Origin of the sequence: Pseudomonas sp. IT-P258 (genome assembly GCF_949767825.1) — a bacterium.
Classification (GTDB): domain Bacteria; phylum Pseudomonadota; class Gammaproteobacteria; order Pseudomonadales; family Pseudomonadaceae; genus Aquipseudomonas; species Aquipseudomonas monachiensis.
Genome location: NZ_CATKPU010000054.1, coordinates 155,133 through 170,555 on the forward strand (window position 1 = coordinate 155,133; position 15,423 = coordinate 170,555).

General features: G+C 56.2%; 8 protein-coding genes. 2 read left to right on the forward strand and 6 right to left on the reverse strand.

Annotation, left to right across the window (positions count from 1 at the left end; all coding sequences use genetic code 11):
* Window positions 1-33: 33 nt before the first annotated feature.
* The 6 genes from ACM6G4_RS19340 to ACM6G4_RS19365 form a co-directional block, all read right to left on the reverse strand.
* Complete coding sequence (locus tag ACM6G4_RS19340; protein WP_414914376.1) at window positions 34-1,131, reverse strand: fimbrial protein; 1,098 nt, start codon at window positions 1,129-1,131, stop codon at window positions 34-36.
* A 76-nt stretch (window positions 1,132-1,207) separates the two neighbouring features.
* On the reverse strand, window positions 1,208-3,721 hold the full coding sequence (locus ACM6G4_RS19345; protein WP_414914377.1) for a fimbria/pilus outer membrane usher protein: 2,514 nt from the start codon (window positions 3,719-3,721) through the stop codon (window positions 1,208-1,210).
* Between the two features lie 17 nt (window positions 3,722-3,738).
* On the reverse strand, window positions 3,739-4,425 hold the full coding sequence (locus ACM6G4_RS19350) for a molecular chaperone (protein WP_414914378.1): 687 nt from the start codon (window positions 4,423-4,425) through the stop codon (window positions 3,739-3,741).
* 149 nt (window positions 4,426-4,574) lie between these two features.
* Complete coding sequence (locus ACM6G4_RS19355) at window positions 4,575-5,126, reverse strand: fimbrial protein (RefSeq protein ID WP_414914379.1); 552 nt, start codon at window positions 5,124-5,126, stop codon at window positions 4,575-4,577.
* A gap of 258 nt (window positions 5,127-5,384) precedes the next feature.
* Entirely contained in the window at window positions 5,385-10,352 is a 4,968-nt protein-coding gene (locus ACM6G4_RS19360; protein WP_414914380.1) for an RHS repeat-associated core domain-containing protein, read from the reverse strand.
* Window positions 10,353-10,411: 59 nt separating this feature from the next.
* A complete protein-coding gene (locus tag ACM6G4_RS19365; RefSeq protein ID WP_414914381.1) occupies window positions 10,412-10,972 on the reverse strand; it encodes a hypothetical protein in 561 nt (186 codons plus the stop codon).
* Between the two features lie 209 nt (window positions 10,973-11,181).
* Between ACM6G4_RS19365 and ACM6G4_RS19370 the strand changes: the two genes are divergently transcribed.
* Together ACM6G4_RS19370 and ACM6G4_RS19375 are read left to right on the forward strand one after the other, a co-directional pair.
* Window positions 11,182-12,954: a hypothetical protein gene (locus ACM6G4_RS19370; RefSeq protein WP_414914382.1), complete on the forward strand. Its 1,773-nt coding sequence runs from the start codon at window positions 11,182-11,184 to the stop codon at window positions 12,952-12,954.
* Window positions 12,955-12,988: 34 nt separating this feature from the next.
* Window positions 12,989-15,394, forward strand: coding sequence for a hypothetical protein (locus ACM6G4_RS19375; RefSeq protein WP_414914383.1), 2,406 nt, complete (start codon window positions 12,989-12,991; stop codon window positions 15,392-15,394).
* Window positions 15,395-15,423: the final 29 nt, after the last annotated feature.

Consider the following 15,423-nt stretch of genomic DNA (forward strand, 5'->3'; position numbering starts at 1 on the left):
TCCCCGGCAGCAGGACCTGCCGGGCGAGCAGGGTTATTTGTAGGTGATGGTAAAGGCTAGCGATGCGTCCGCCGACCCCGGCGAGACATCGGCCGTTGCGCCGGTCTGATAGTAGAGGGCGTTGAACTCCAGCAGCATGCCGCCGCTGGCCGGAATGGTGCCCTGCATCACATCGGTGTTCAGCATGACAGGCGTGGTGGCATCTCGTCCCAGTATCTGGATGCCGACACCCTTTGCGGTTGAGCCGCTGCCGAGGCTGAACAGGCCCAGGTTCGCATCGATTGTCGTCGAGCCGGCCATGGGCTCCAGGCGAATGTGCGCGGTGGTCACCGTGCCGCCCGGCAGCGGGTCGGAAATACACGAATTCAATGCAATGCTGAAGGGCACCGGATCGGTCGTGTCGCCTTGGCCGGTAAACTGCGCCGTCGACCAATCCCCCAGTTTCACCGGGTCGGCACTCACCGGGTTGGCCGATAACGTGCATTCGGCCTGGGTAACCGAACCGCTCAACGCCAGGCTAAAAGCATCGGGGATATCGCTGAAGGACGCCTTGACCAATTCATGGCCGGTATCCAGCGGCTGTACGCCCTTGCCGATCGGCCCGGTTTTGATCAGTGTCACGACGCCTCTCAATAGTGTGTGTTGCAAAGTAAAAGGCGTATTGAAATCGATGTAGCCACTGAAGGGCACCGAGCTGTCGGGGCCGCTGATTTTCCAGTAGCCGGGCGTAATGCCGTCGTATGGACTGCCAAGGCTGATTTGAGCCGCAACCCCGGCAATGTTGGTTTGCAGTAAGGCGCCCAATGTCCGTCTGCCATTTTTTATCGGCACAGGGCCGGGTACCGGGGCAGCCGCCGAGTCGGCATTGAATGTCAGGCGGGTCAATCCGTCAGTCATGCAGTGGATGGACAATCCGCCACCGGTTACGGTGAAGGGCTGGTCAACCGGGCCTATGGGGTCGCCCACCTGGGCATCTCTGGGGATGTACAGCGAACCCACGTTGGCCACGTAGCGAATAGGCCCGGCGCTGCCGCCCCAACTGCAGGAGCCGGCGGCGTGAGCGTCCTCGAGCGGCATGAGCCCAATGGCGGTTAACGCGAGCAACAGGCCTGGAAGTATTCTGATCGACATACGGTGTTTTATCCTGGCAAAAAAACCACCCGCTGCACCAAGAGGTGCATCGAGCAGGGGTAGGCGAAGGCTTTGGTCAGCGGCACGTCAGGTCTTGAACCCGATAGCCCTGGTCCAGGGGCATATTCTTGACATCAGCGTGCAGCCGGCATTGCTCGGTAGCCGCATTCCCCCAACGCACATCGAAGGTTTGCTGGCCATCGACGGTGCCCAACAGCACTTGGCCGGCCTGGCCGACAACCCCGAGTACTTCGCCAGCGGCGTTGCTGACCTGTGCACCGAACGGCAGCGGTGCGCCCTGGCTGTCACGTGTGGTCAGTAAAAGCCTTTGTACGGTTCGGGCAGGGAAGGTCGCTTTGACCACAGCACCTCGACGGGGTACGACCTGGGTCACGCCGTTTTCGATCTCGACATTCGGATCAAGCTGATTGGTGTCCAGAATCACCCGGTTGACCCGATAAGGCTGCAAGTAAGGAATCAAGGCATAACCACGATCGTTGGTCTTGGCACTCGAAGCGTTCAACAGGCCGACATCGGCGATACCAGGCACATAGGCCAGGCCGCTGGTTTCACCCAGGTAGGGGCCGAATTCGATACCCTCGGCGTGGGCCAACAGTGCGCCAGTGGCGTTGACCGAGAGGTTGTTGTAGTCAGTGCCTTGAGTGATACCTGCGCCGACGCTGGCGAAAGCAGTCTGATAACCCACTGCCAGTTCGGCGGTCTGTTGATGCTGTTCGTTGTTGGACAACGACGCCCGATAGTTGAGTCGATCTCCCTCGCTGCGCCCCGACAGGGATGCCCGTTCATTCATTGATCCACGACTTTCGCGCAGGTCGAATGTGGCGGTCGTCGAGTTCCCGAAGTCCAGCGGGAAGGAAACGCTCAAGCCCAGTTGCCGGTCATTGGACTGCTCATCGTTCAGCGACTGCGAAGCGTAGAGGCTGTAGTTGATCGACTTGTAACGACTGTTGAAGTTGAACTGGAACTGACGTTGCTGATAATCGGATTGCCAGAAATCTTCCTGGGATAACGTCAGGCTCAGCGAGCTGTCGCTAGCAATATTCTGAAACACCGAGGCTTCGAGCAGGCTGCGTCGACTGCCACGAAAACGCTGGTCGGCACTACGTTCACGCACCGCTTCGGTGAAGTCCCGATACCCTTCGGTGGAGTAGCGATAGCCGGCAAAGCGCAGGTTGGTGCGGGTCTCGAAGGTCTTGCCGTATTTGATGGCGTAGCTCATGCCCTGGACATTGCGGCTACTGTTCGTTGAGTCGATGTCGGCCGAGGAGCGTGTGACATCGAGCGAGAGCGCACCGAGGGAACCAAAGTTCCTGCCGACGCCGAACGTACCAGCGCGATAGAATTCATTGGCCATCAACCCGCCATACAGCGTCGAATTCCATCCCGTGCCGGTGGCGAGGGTGCCTTGCCACAGCGAGGTATCATCGGTGGACGACGAGGCGGCGTTGTAACGGCCCAGGCTGGTGCTGTAGCGCCAGACGCCTTCACGCAACAGGTTGCTGAGCGTTGCGTAAGGTTGGGTGAATCGCCGCACCTGACCATCGGCTTCGGTCAGGATGATTTCCAGTTCACCACTGCCACCGCCGATGGTGAGGTCATCGATTTCATAGGGACCCGGGCTGACGTAGCTGGAATAAATCGGATAACCGTTCTGACGAATTTCCAATCGGGCCCGGGTCTGCGCAACGCCGCGCACAATCGGTGCATAGTGCTGCTGAGAGTCGGGCAGCATGCTCATGTCAGAAGCCACCTGAATGCCCTTGATCGGCACACTCTTGAATACGTCACAAGGCGTAAACGTCTCGCCCACGGTCAATTGTGAGTGCATGCCCGGCAGATCACGTTGCACATAGGTATAGGCGCGGGTCCAGCTTCGCTCGCCCTGTGCGTCGCTGCGAAAGGCATTGTTACTGCGCAAGCGCCAGGCACCCAGGTTCAAGCCACTGTTGAGGAACAGGTCCTGGCTGCTGTTGTGGCCTGACGGGTTGCGGCCCTGTTGCGCAGAGACCTGATAATTGATGAACGCCGAGTTGATGCCGTAGTCCCAGCGTTGCGGGTCGACATAGCCGACGACATCCCGGCGCATGGCAATTTGCGGAATGGAGAGGGAAAGCAGCAGTTGCCCGCCGTGCAGTTCGATCAACGCGCCGGGCACCAGGCGCGGCAGATCAACACAGGCATCGGTCAGCGATTCAGTCTCGGCCAGGCTATCGAGCCGGATACCCATGTCCAGCAGTAGTTGCCGTGAAAGACAAGGTGAAAGCCCGTCGCCCTGGGCATTGGCGGTGAACTCTATTTCTCGCTGGTCGAAAAAACTGCGATTGACTTCGATACTGACAAGGTAGCGTCCCGGTGCCAGATCCTGGTTCGCGGAAAGGGTTTTCAAGGCCAGTGCGCCAGCATCGCTGGCATGGTTGTCCAGCTGTCGCATGAACGTCGATTGAAACTCCACGGGCGCATCCGCCAGGGCCGATTTGTTGCCCAGCAGCACTGATCCTGCGCCGGTAAATACGAAAACGTGGAGCAAACGCTGCGCCACGGGCATGCGCCGCTGTGTGTAGAAAGGCATGGTGAGCGTCCGCAAAATTAAGGATCAAGGCCGACCGGCAGCGTCATGGGGGTTGTGTAGCCGCCGTAGTCGGTGATCACGGAAAAGTTCACTTGCATGCCTGGCGCGGGTTTGAGGCCATCGAGTTCAAAGTCCTGGGTCGCCATGGGGGCGGCCATGGGCGTTTCCTTGAGCGTGATGGTCTTGCCGTTGGCGCGCAGTTCGATACGCACGAAAGACACATGGAACGGGCTGGGATTGCTCACTTGCAGGCGAGGTTTGCCATCGATGTGCTGGATCGACCAGCGCAAGTCCTGCAACCGGTCCAGCGGCTTGCTTTTGATTTCAACCGGGCGATAGAACAGCTTGATGCGTGTGCGAAGTGCAATGTTCAACTGGTTGGCATCGCCGGCCTCGAGTTGCGGCAACTCCTGGACATTGAAGTAGAACAGTGACTCGCGGTCTTTGGGCAATGTATTGGGCAGCCCGTTGATCTGCACTTGTTGCTCTTTGTTGGCATTCAAGCGAAACAGTGGCGGGGAGGCGATAAACGGCACCGCAGTGGATTGGTCGTCTGCCGCGGTATTGACCCAGGTTTGTACGGCAAACGGTTTATTGCTTGGGTTTGAAATGTTTAGCGATACATTGCGCTTGTCGCTGTCAAATACCACCCGGGTACTGCTGATCGTTAATGCGGCGTGGCTGTCTGCAACCCATGTAGTCAAAACTCAAAACAGCGCGCAGGAGAAAATCCCACACCTGACCCGGTCGGGATATTTATTGAAACCAAACATAATAAAAAGAACCCTGTATCGAAACGTTGCCTGTAAACAACGGGCCATCAGACCCGTTGCTCTACAACTGGCGCGTGTGATCAGTTGATGTGGAGTGTGAACTCGACATCGGAATCGGCAGGGCCGGGTATTACGGTGGCGGCGGTGGCGATGTACATGGCGGTAAAGTCCATGAGCGTCGGGTTGGTTTCGTCCAGCTGGTAGATGACGGAGGTGTCACCGTTTTCAATGAAGCTGCCACTCGCGTCCTTGATGGCCACGGCAACGCCTTTTGCCGGGGTACCGGTCGGCTTGAGGCCGTAGTGGTTGCCACCGCCGCCGTATACCGAGTTGAAGGTGATGGTGGCGTCGAGCTTGGCGGGGTCCAGCACGCAAGCGGAGCCTGGGGTCACGCGCATCTGGAAGGCGCGCTCACCGGCCACGGTATTGATACCTTTGAAGTCAGTGGAATCGACCCAGCCCAGGGACACCAGATTGCTGACGTTGCCGCTATCAGGGTTGACGATTTCAATGGGGCAGGTAGCGCTGTTGATATTACCGGTGAAGTTGATACGGCCATCGGCGGCGAAGGCCGAAGTGGCGGCCAGACCCATGCCAAGTGCCAGGGGTAGTGCGAACAAAGATGTCTTCATGTAACAAAAATCCTTAGGTTGTTAGTCCGGCGGTTGTAGCGCGAGACAGTGCCGGAATTGCTCACGATGATGTGAGTTGAGGAAGGTGGTGTTGTCTCGGCGGCGGGAGTTTAGATGGGTGGGTGGGGCGGGGGATATGAGAGAACTCTCAGTATTGTGTAGATGGTGTTTTAAGGTGTGTAGTGTTTGAGGAAAGAAAAAGGCCCCCTCTCGAAAGAGGGAGCCAGTCGGTTTTTGTGTTTAGTTAAAGTTGTTTCATTATGTGCTCGGTGATCGAATGTTATTCACCATGGTGCTGATATCGTCAGTTCCCATGGTAGGCTTAACGTCAGCTTGCGCATTAACATCATATCTTGGAGTCGTATTTTTTGTATGAAGTTCTTCCCATCCCCACTGACTGTTACTGCCTCTGCCCTGACCCTGAGACGTACTAGGCACTGGATCAGCCTCGCGAGGTATTTGTGTAGTTTTGGGGCGTCTAGGTGGAGAGACCGTCGTTGCTGGCGGACTTGCACTCGCACCTGGAGCCCCCGGCTGTCCAGGACGTCCTTCCATTCCCGCTGGCCCGGTATCGCCACGAGGCCCTCGAGGCCCTGCATCTCCTTTAGGCCCTGTATCTCCTCTAGGTCCTGTATCTCCTCTAGGCCCTGTAGGTCCTGGATCTCCTTTAGGTCCCCTAACTGCGCCACCATCAGGTCCATCCGGCAAGCTGGCAGTACGCCCATTCCTCGCCGATGGACGACCACGCGCCTTACCAATCCATTTGCCAAGGCCTTTTCGAATCGCTTGTGTGAATGCGGCGGTAAGTCCCAGGTCCAACGAACCCGCGATCAAGGCAGTCCTCCCGCTACTCTCGCGAACCTGCAATTTTTTGTCATTCAAGGCCCTCGCGCCTTCGTAAAAGGTGTAGCCGGAGAGGGCAGCCGTAGCGCTAAAAGTTATACCAGTCGAAATGATGGCTGCCGCGCCAACCGGAGGCGCAACAAATATCAACACGGCGCTGGCCACTAAAGCTGCAGCGGCAAAAATCGTGCCCAAAAGACCTTCTATATTAACTCCTCGGTTGGCATGCCCTGTCGGATCGACAAAGTTGATCGGGTCCCCCGCGCAGTACACATAAGGGTTGATCCCGCCGGCACCGAACGGGCTTAACGAATCGGGGCTATGAAAGCGCATCAGCGTCGGGTTGTAGGCCCGATAGCCCCGGCCCAGCAGGTACCAGCCACTGAGTTCGTCACGCACTTCACCATTGAAACCCAGCAGGCATTTCAAGTCGTCGTCCGGGTTGCGTTCGCCATAGGCGCCATAGACCGCTTTTTGCAGTCCATCCTTTCCACCTTCCGCCAGCACACTGTTTTTGACGTCTGTCATCAGCAGCAGTGTTTGTTCCGGGTCGTTTTGCTCCTGCTGACCCAGAGGCTGGTCGTCGAGGTACAGGTAATCAATCTTCCTGTCGCCCTGTTCGGTGCGGCTCAGGCGATCATCCTGATAAAAACGCAACGTTTCAGCTTGTGCGCCCCGGGTCACGCCCAGAAGATGGTTATGGGCGTCGTAGCGGTACTGGCTGACGTCCTTGCCGTTGCTATCGGTGACGCGCAGCAAACGGCCCTGGGTGTCGTAGTGCAGGGTCTGGCCGTTTTCGTCGTGCAGCAGATTACCGTCCGCGTCGTAGTCGAATTTGCAACTCGACGGGTAGTCGCTGTGGCTGTGGGTGACTTCCACCAATTGACATGGGTCGTCCTCGGCAAAATAGCTGATGGCGTCGTCTCGTGTACCGTCGTCAAACAGCGTGTACACACCGGTCACATTGTCCAGCGCATCAAAATCGAACAACTGCTCCTTGATGGCGTTTTTATAGCGATCCCGGGGCAGGGCAGTGCCATCACAGTTGTAGGCGGTCAGGCGCCCGCGCTGGTCATAACCGAAGGTCTCGTGCAGTTCGCACTGGTCATCCACTTGCAAGTGGCGAACCAGCAACTTGCCGTCGTCGCGGTAGGTCTGGGTGATGGTTTGCTGCGGGTGACCGTCAAGCGCCATCGCGCGGCTGACTTCCCGGCCCTGGTCGTCATAGGCCAGTTCGGTGGTGATGGTTTGCCCGGTGTGGGTGTTACAGGTTGTGGTTTTGTACACTCGCCCCAGATTGTCGTACTCGAAAGTCGCGACCAACCAGCCTTGAGTGAGGCTCTTGAGCCGGGCCTTCTCGTCATAGGCGTAGGTGCAGGTCAATCCTTCGACATCCAGGCGGGTCAGCGGGCGCCCGGTCAGGGTGTAGGTGTAAAGGCTTTCCCATTGTTTGCGGGAATGCTTGTCTTTCCATAACTCCTTGAGCAACTGGCCGCTGCTGTTGTAGTTGAAGGTCAACTCGCCCTGAGTGTTTTGCGACAAGGTCAGTTGCGCACTCTGCGGATCGTAGTTGAAGCTCGACTGCTCGTCCGGGGCAATACTGCCAACCGGCGTGCCCACCAGGCCCGGTGTGTATTCGTAGGTGATTTTTTTGCCACTGGCGGTGATCGCCGTGCTGACCTGAGACTCGCCACCTCGATATTCGAACGACTGAAGACGCGGCCCGACTTTCAACGTGGTCCGGCGTTCCAGGCCATCAAAAGTCTGGGTGCCTACGCTGACCGGTTTTGCATTGACGACCACCTGAAGGTCAATAGGCAGCTCATCGCCACTGTGGTCGGCGTAAATGCGGCGCACTTGGGTGTAGTCGGGCAGTGTCGTGGACTGCAGCCGGGCGAACAGATCGAACTCGAAGCGGGTGGACTCGCCCATTTCGTCGATTTGCTCAACGCAGTTGCCCAAACCGTCATACAGATACTCACGCGAGCTGACGACCTTGTCCTGTGCGTCCAGCGCCTCGATCTTGTCTTCCTTGCCAAACAGGTTGAGCGTCGCGCGACGTTTACCACTGACCGTGATCGGGGCCACGGTACTTTCGGTCCAGCTGCGCAGGGTTTGTGTGGTGGGGTCGACTTCGGTCACCTCTGCCACGCCATCGGCGCCGATAATTTTGCATTCCTGGCCCCAGGCGTCGTATTGACGGTGGCTGGTCAAGGGTTTGTCGACGGCGCCTTCCCAATCGGTGGTGGTCTCGCTGATCAATTGTCCAAGGTTGTTGTAGGTCGCGTTGTAGGTTTCGCGAAACGCCTGGGGGTCTCCGCCGAGGGCATCGGCGTCCTGGCGTTCGACTTTGATCACGCGATTGTAGCCGTCGAGGTAGGTGATGGTTTCTACGCCCTTGATGTCCCTGGCGCTTTGTTTCGCCTGTTGACCCTCGCCGCCATTGGTCAGTGTGTAGGTGTAGGTACGGCTGGCCTTGTAGTTCTCGGAGTCTGGGGCGACGATTTCCTCGATCACTCGCCCGAGCCGGTCATACTCGAAGGCGACTTTTACGTCACTGTCATCCTGGGTGAGTAGCTTGAAACCGTTGAGCAACGAGTGCTCCTGGGTGATGGTTTTGCGTATTGGCGTGTCCGGTTTGTCATCGCATCCAATCAACTCACTGTCCGTACGCATGACCATTGTCCCTGTGCGGGCATTGCGGGTGATGCCGTAGCTGTACAGGGTGGTGGTCAAGGTCTCGGCAAGGCCATGCAACGTTTGCGTCATCTTGCAAATGAGGCCATGGGTCAGCGGATCTTGTGGTGTATTGAGGTAGTCATGGCGAATGTTCCGTAGCTGCGTTGCTACACGACCGTCGACCATGTGCAGCAGCGTTTCATCGCGCAGTACCAGCCATAGCCCGGAATCGCCAAGGCCTGGCTCGGCCGTGTAGGTATAACGGGTTTGCAGGGTCGGGGCCTGGCCGTAAGCGGACCGGGCGGGGGTGACCGTCTTGCTCTTGAGGGTGCGCACAAACCCTTGCGGGTCAGCCGGGCAGTCATCACCCTCGCCTTCGGCCTTGTACCACTCGCTGGTTTCGGTCACGCCATTGGCGTTGACCTGGGTCAGCAGGTTGCCGAAGTCGTCGAAGGTGGTGGTGACGATTTCCGTATGCCGGGGCAGCGTGGCGCTGACGAGGCGCCAGGTCTGGGTAACCTTTTTCGGCAGTTGGCAGTAGGGTTTCTGGTCCTTGAAGTCCAGGGCGGAATCGATGTGGTATTCGGTGTCGGTGGTCTGCAGGGTGTTTTTCGCAGGGTCGCTGCTGTACTGGGTGATTTGCTCCTGCGTCATCAGGTGAAAGCGGTTATACACCCGCTTGGTTTCACGGACCGCCTTGCCCGCCAAGGCGTCCCAGAGGATTTCCCGGGTTTCGTACTCGTACGCCGAGCGCACTTTGTACAGGTTGTCCAGGCCATCGTCGCTCCACGACAGGCCGCTGCCGAAGCCCAGGAAGTTATGGTCCCGGGCATCGTACTCGTAGCGGGTTTCGATGGCGGGCTGGCCAAAACCGGGGTCGCGCTTGTGGCTCGCCACCCGCGGCAGGGTGCGCCCGGCCTGGCCGGGAAAATAATGCGCGCGGCTGGCATAGGTGACGGTTTCATGGCCGCCGGTGGGGGTGTAGACGTCTTTGAGGCAGGTCAGGCCGTTCTGGGCAACGTAGTCGAAACGCCAGCAGGCTTTGTCGTCGGTCGGCAGGACCAGGGTCTCGCTCTCGCCACCGATAATGCTCATCTGGAACAGCGCTTCGAAGGCACTGCCGGGGTGCAGCGTGATCTTCAACAGGTTGGTGGTGCGCTCCAGGCTGAGCAACGCGGTGCTGTCGGTAGCGTTGGTGATACGACTGAGCAGCGGTTCGGTGCCAAAGGGCACATACTCGAGCGTGACACCGTGGCCCTGGGGCGAGAACATCTGCACCGGCAGCGCGACCTCGCCCTGGCCGACCTCGAGGATCTCCACCAGCCCGGCCTTGTGCTCGACGCGATAACGCTTGTTGCCCAGGTCATGGAAATGAAAGGAATCGATTTTCTGTTCCGGAATCACCGGGCCATTGGGCCCGCCGAGGATGACCTTGAAGGTTTCACCGGTATACAACGACAGCACGCCGTTGGTGGGGTTGAACTGCGACAGTTGCAAGTTCCAGCCCTTGCCGAAACCGCTGTCGGCGGCATTGAGCGGGTTGAAGTTCAGTTGCAGCGGAACGACCGGGCCGCACAGGTTGTTGGCTTTCAATTCAGGCAGTGAAATGGCACAGGTGTATTGCCCGGTGCGCGGATCGACCTGGCTTTGAATGAAGTCCGTGAAATTGAACGCGTTGGAATGTATCGAGGTGGACGTGCTCATGAAAGGCGCCTCGTTATTTGGCGGGAATGCAAAAAAGTCAGAGCTATTTCAGTGGGTGATTAATTAACGGGCTGGGAACGTTCAATATAAACGCAGCTGATTTGCTCATCCCAATCTTGGTTGCCAAAGTCACTCCCTTCCCACTGCGCTTCGACTCGAATGTATCTTTTTGCAATCAAGTCGCCTTCCTTTCTTTTTTTGAAGTCATTGAAGTTCATTGTCGGTGTCGGCGGGTTTGGAGGGGTGCTCCAGTCTGTGGGTTGTTTGACTGTCTTGAGTTTTACAAAGAAGTTGTCTTTGGTTTGTGCATCACTACAACTTTCGTTATCGAAGAACTGAATGTATGTTGCCGAGGGGACATTTTCGAGTGTAAAGCTGGCCATCAGATTGTTTTCGCAACTTTGGCCAGGCTGTTCGAAACCGAAGGCCTGTTTGGTCTCCGGAACAGACAAAGTGCATTTTTTTTCGCCTTTTGAGTTGAAGAACACAATGTCGCCATAGTTAGCCTTGGTTTCAGATTGTTGGCTGTTTTCACCTGATGCCGCGGCAACAGAATTTGCCCCGTAAAGTGCAAGGCATACACAAGCGGTCACCCTCAATAGTGATAGATAAGGCTTCATTATCGATTAACTCCGACAGGTTCATGGAAGACACGTACGGTCTACTTCCTCCCGACTTTAGCACCGGTTGCGAGTTTGACAACCTAGCAGTTCTGCTAGTACCCAGGGTCGTTTATCAGGTGTAAAACGTGGGTCGACACTCAAGTTTTCTGACGGCTTTAAATGCCGATTTTGTTATTCATGTTATTGAACTGTGCAGGAGTAATACTATGGCAGCGGGTGATTTAGACGCGCCGATCATTCCACTTTTGATCAACGGTACAATTGATCCGGAAGCGTTGAACGGCGACCCATTTTGTACTTTCGCCAGGTATACCAATCCCGCGCTGGGTGATGGCCTTTATCAGAGCTGGCTCGGGTTGGCAGAAGATGGCACTCCGGTAGATCACGGGGACTCCAGGATCGATGTAGACCCGCAATCGGGTCAGACCGAGTTCCCGATGCCGGTCCCCAATCACACCGTGCTAGCGCTGAACAAGGGCCAGGTGTTCTATTCGTTTTTTCTGGAGCGTGCCGACGGAACTCCGAGGGAAGAGTCCAAGCGAATCCATTTCGGTATTGGCAGGCATGGCTTGTTATCCGCGCCGCAGATAAAAGAGTCCCATGACCTCCAGCTGGATCCGGACGCGATTGACGGCAATATGACCATCGCGGTGGTCCCCTATACCGTTATGTCCAACGGTGACGTGGTCAGGGTTATCTGGGAAGGCAAGCGTGCTGATGGCAGTGATGGCCCCATTGTCAATATTCCCCCCAAGACCTTGAGCGATACCGATACCGACCCGAGCAACAACCCCGGTCAGGTATTGAGCTGGACCGTGCCCAGAACCAGCGCCGCAGCGCTGCGAGGGGGCAAGATCACGCTGCGTTACGAGATTACCTATGCCTCGTCCATGCTCGCCGAAACGATATCGGCCGAACGGACCTTCCTGGTGACACCGTCTTCCGCGCCGGAACTACCTGTGGCCAGCGTCAAGGACCTGACCGGTGGCGAGATCAATCCCGGCCAGTTTCCCGATGGCATCCGTGTGGTCGTTCCGGTGTATCCGGGTATTCGTGTCGGTGATGAAGTGTTGGTGTACGGCACGCGCACCGGCTCGGGCAGTGGCCCGAACAAAAATACCATCCAGTATTTGAAGATCGACCTCTCCAATATCGAAACCGGCAGGATTGAAGTCCCCATCGCGGCGCAATGGCTGCTGGACAATCGTGGTGGCACCGTCAGCCTGCGTTATCAGTATGCGCGGCCCGACGCCGCCGGTTCCGGTGTCGCATTGGAACTGAGCATTCGCGAACCTCTCGTACTGCCGACACCGACGGTTGATCACAGCGTGGTCACCAATGGGCGTGAAGAGCTGAATCCAGGCGTGGCTATCAGTGGTGCCTACATCACGATTCCGGCTGCCGCCACCATTGTCGATGGCGATGAAGTCACGGCCCACTGGAAAGGTTTTGGAGCGACGGGCAGTTATGAAACAACGGTACACAGCCAACTTAACCCCATGAAGTTTCGGGTGCCACCCGAAGTGCTTCCGGCGAACTTCGGTAAAACGGTCGAAGTGACTTACCAGGTTGCAGGCCAGGACGCCGAACCTCCCTTGCAATTGTTTATTCGAAACATCACCAGTCATTCCGGCATTGAGTGTGACAAAGCCCAGATCGGATCGCCGGCAACGCTCAGTTTGTCGGATATTCCACCGGAAGGTGCCCTGTTGAGCGTGGAAACCTGGATGTTCATATCGACTGAGCAAATAGTGCGTTTATGGTTGACCGCTCCCGGCATTACGGGGCGCGACATTATTGCCGCACGTGAGGTAAAACCCGAGGAAACCGCCGGCGGCGTCAAGGCCAGGTTGTTGAGAGCGGACCTGGCCGATATTGCTATTAACGACACATTAACCTTGAGAGTCAGCGTGAGCTTTGATAGTGGGCACTCGACCATCAATTTTAACAGGCCGCTATCGCTGAAGCTTCTGGCTTAAGAGCACAAGCGTTATTTATTTGAGGTGCTCAGACATGAGTAAGATGACATTGACGCAGTTGGTCGGCGAGATGCAGGGTAAATCCATGACCTATGGTTGGGATGCCTTGACATTATACGATCAACGCAAGGCTAACGAATTGCTGTTTCAACTCTACGTTGAGCGGTTCAATACCGCCGATGGTTTTATCGAGCCTGTCAGTTTTCAGGCGAGTTGGGGGGATGGTTCTTATAAAGAACATGTATTCAATTTGAAACTGAGTGCGCCACGATTGTCGTTCGAAAGCTCGGACCCCAGTCTGGCTGCGCGGGCACGACTGACCATGGATATGGTCGGCGGGATGATTGTCAGTACTAAAAAAAATACAGGCGGTGCTGTTTCTGTCTCGAAGATGCTCAAAGTGCTTCCGGTAGGTGGCCCCCAGTTATGGATGGATCAACCGGTAACCAAAGGAGACGTCAGTGACCTGGGTGATGTCGTGATTGACATCAAGAATGCCGATACTTTCAAGGCGAACTTTGTAGTTGGCGACTTGGCCCAGGACGACGTAGGCAGACGTTTCAAGTTGTACTTTGATGAAAAGGTGAAGGATGATCAGAAGATTTTCCCGCTCGGGCGACTGACGGGCGATCTGAATGGTGTATTGACGCCTAAAAGTTTTGAAATCAGGACCATGAAGTCCGACCCTCAGGCCGTACTGGGAGATGAGGCCTACGGCGATGGCGCTGTCATGATGTTCATCACCTTGACGGGCGGCGAGGACAGCGAGACTTTTCCGAATGCCAATTCGACCTATCTGATTCCGTCGGATGAAGGCGGCACCAAATATACCGGGGCGATGCTGCTGTCGAGCCGGGTGCTTTTCGACAGGATCATGCGGGGGCCGGCAACATCGGATATCGGGAATGACATTACTTTCCTGGAGTATACGCCGGAAAATGGCGGTGGGCAGGATGTGGGCTGGAGTTTAATAGGTGCTACCGGTGGCGTTGAGAAAGAGTTTATTTATGACTATAGAATTCGCGACGATGACTTCGGTGCTAGGTTTCAGACGACGCTACATACCCGTTTCAATAATGATGAAGGCGGGCCGGCCCTGACGATAAAGGGGGAGGGCGGATATATTGAGTTTTCCTGGAATAAAAGCTACAGCCTCCCATTCAGTCGTGTTATTTATTGGGCATGGCCGAACAACCCAGGGTGGGATTATGGTGATCTCGATTTTCTCTCGAAATACAACGTCAAATTTGACGTGGTGTTGAATAAGGAAACGGGCGTCGTCAGTTTCAATCGCAACACGAATAGCTCTCAATTTTTGCTGGATATGAAAGGTTATGACTATTTACCTGATATAGGGGACGTGACTACCTATTTGGTACCCCAAATCAGAGCGTATTTTCATCCTTATGTCTATGAGCCACTCAAAGAACTGACGACTCCTACCCTGGATACATTCCTTGTGCGGAACTTATTGTTCCCCGGGCATAACGCCTTGCAACTAACCGACGCCTTTGTCCCTGGAGATCTGGCGGTTTTCGGTCAAATCGATCCGCTGCGCACGACCACCACTGTTTCGCCAATGAACTCGACAATCGAGGCCGGCAGTAAATTGCAATTTACCTTGTCGCCCATGCCCAGCGACGTGCAATGGAGCGTAAAGGATGTCGACGGCAATATCGCTCAACCCGGGGTGATCAGTACCACCGGTGAATACACGGCGCCGTCGGCGGGCAGTCTGGTCGATGGTTTTGTCGCGGTGATGGTCACTGCCCAAGGGACGCTCAATGGTGCGCCGGTCAAGAGCTCGGCTCTGGTCTCGGTAATGCATGGCGTCATCGTGGCCAACCCGTTATATGCCAGCTGTGAAACAGGCAAAACAATGACCCTGACTGCGCAATCGCTGGACCAGAAACCACTGCAGTGGAGCATCTTGACACCGCAATGGGGATCGACGGTAAGTATAGACCCAACAGATCCGAACCAATATCTGTATACCGCCGGGACGAACATGGACGTCGATACGCCTTTCCCGATCGATAAAATCGAGATCAAGGATCCAACGACTGGAGCTGTCTCTCATATCGCCTTGATGATTGAGAAAGTGCTGACACCGGCCCCCATGGTGCTGGCCAGTTCAAGCGATCTTCCGGGTGGGAAGGCGCACTTTCAGTTGATGGGAGAAGCTGGACCTATTGTCCCCGCTCCTGGAGTTGTAGCTCTGACCTGGAGCAAACTTTCAGGGGATGGAGATTTCGATGCCACTACCGGGATATATACCGAGCCGGACAAGGTCGATCCGGGTGGGTTTGTTGTTCTGTCCGGCACTGCACATATTATTCCTGCCAGCATGAAGATACACGGTCAAATCGTCATTCCATTGCCCTTGAGTAAATACGCGGAACTGATTGAAGCCGTCGATCATACCGTTCGCAGTGCCTAATTATTAAATTGTCAATTAAGTCGGGTGCA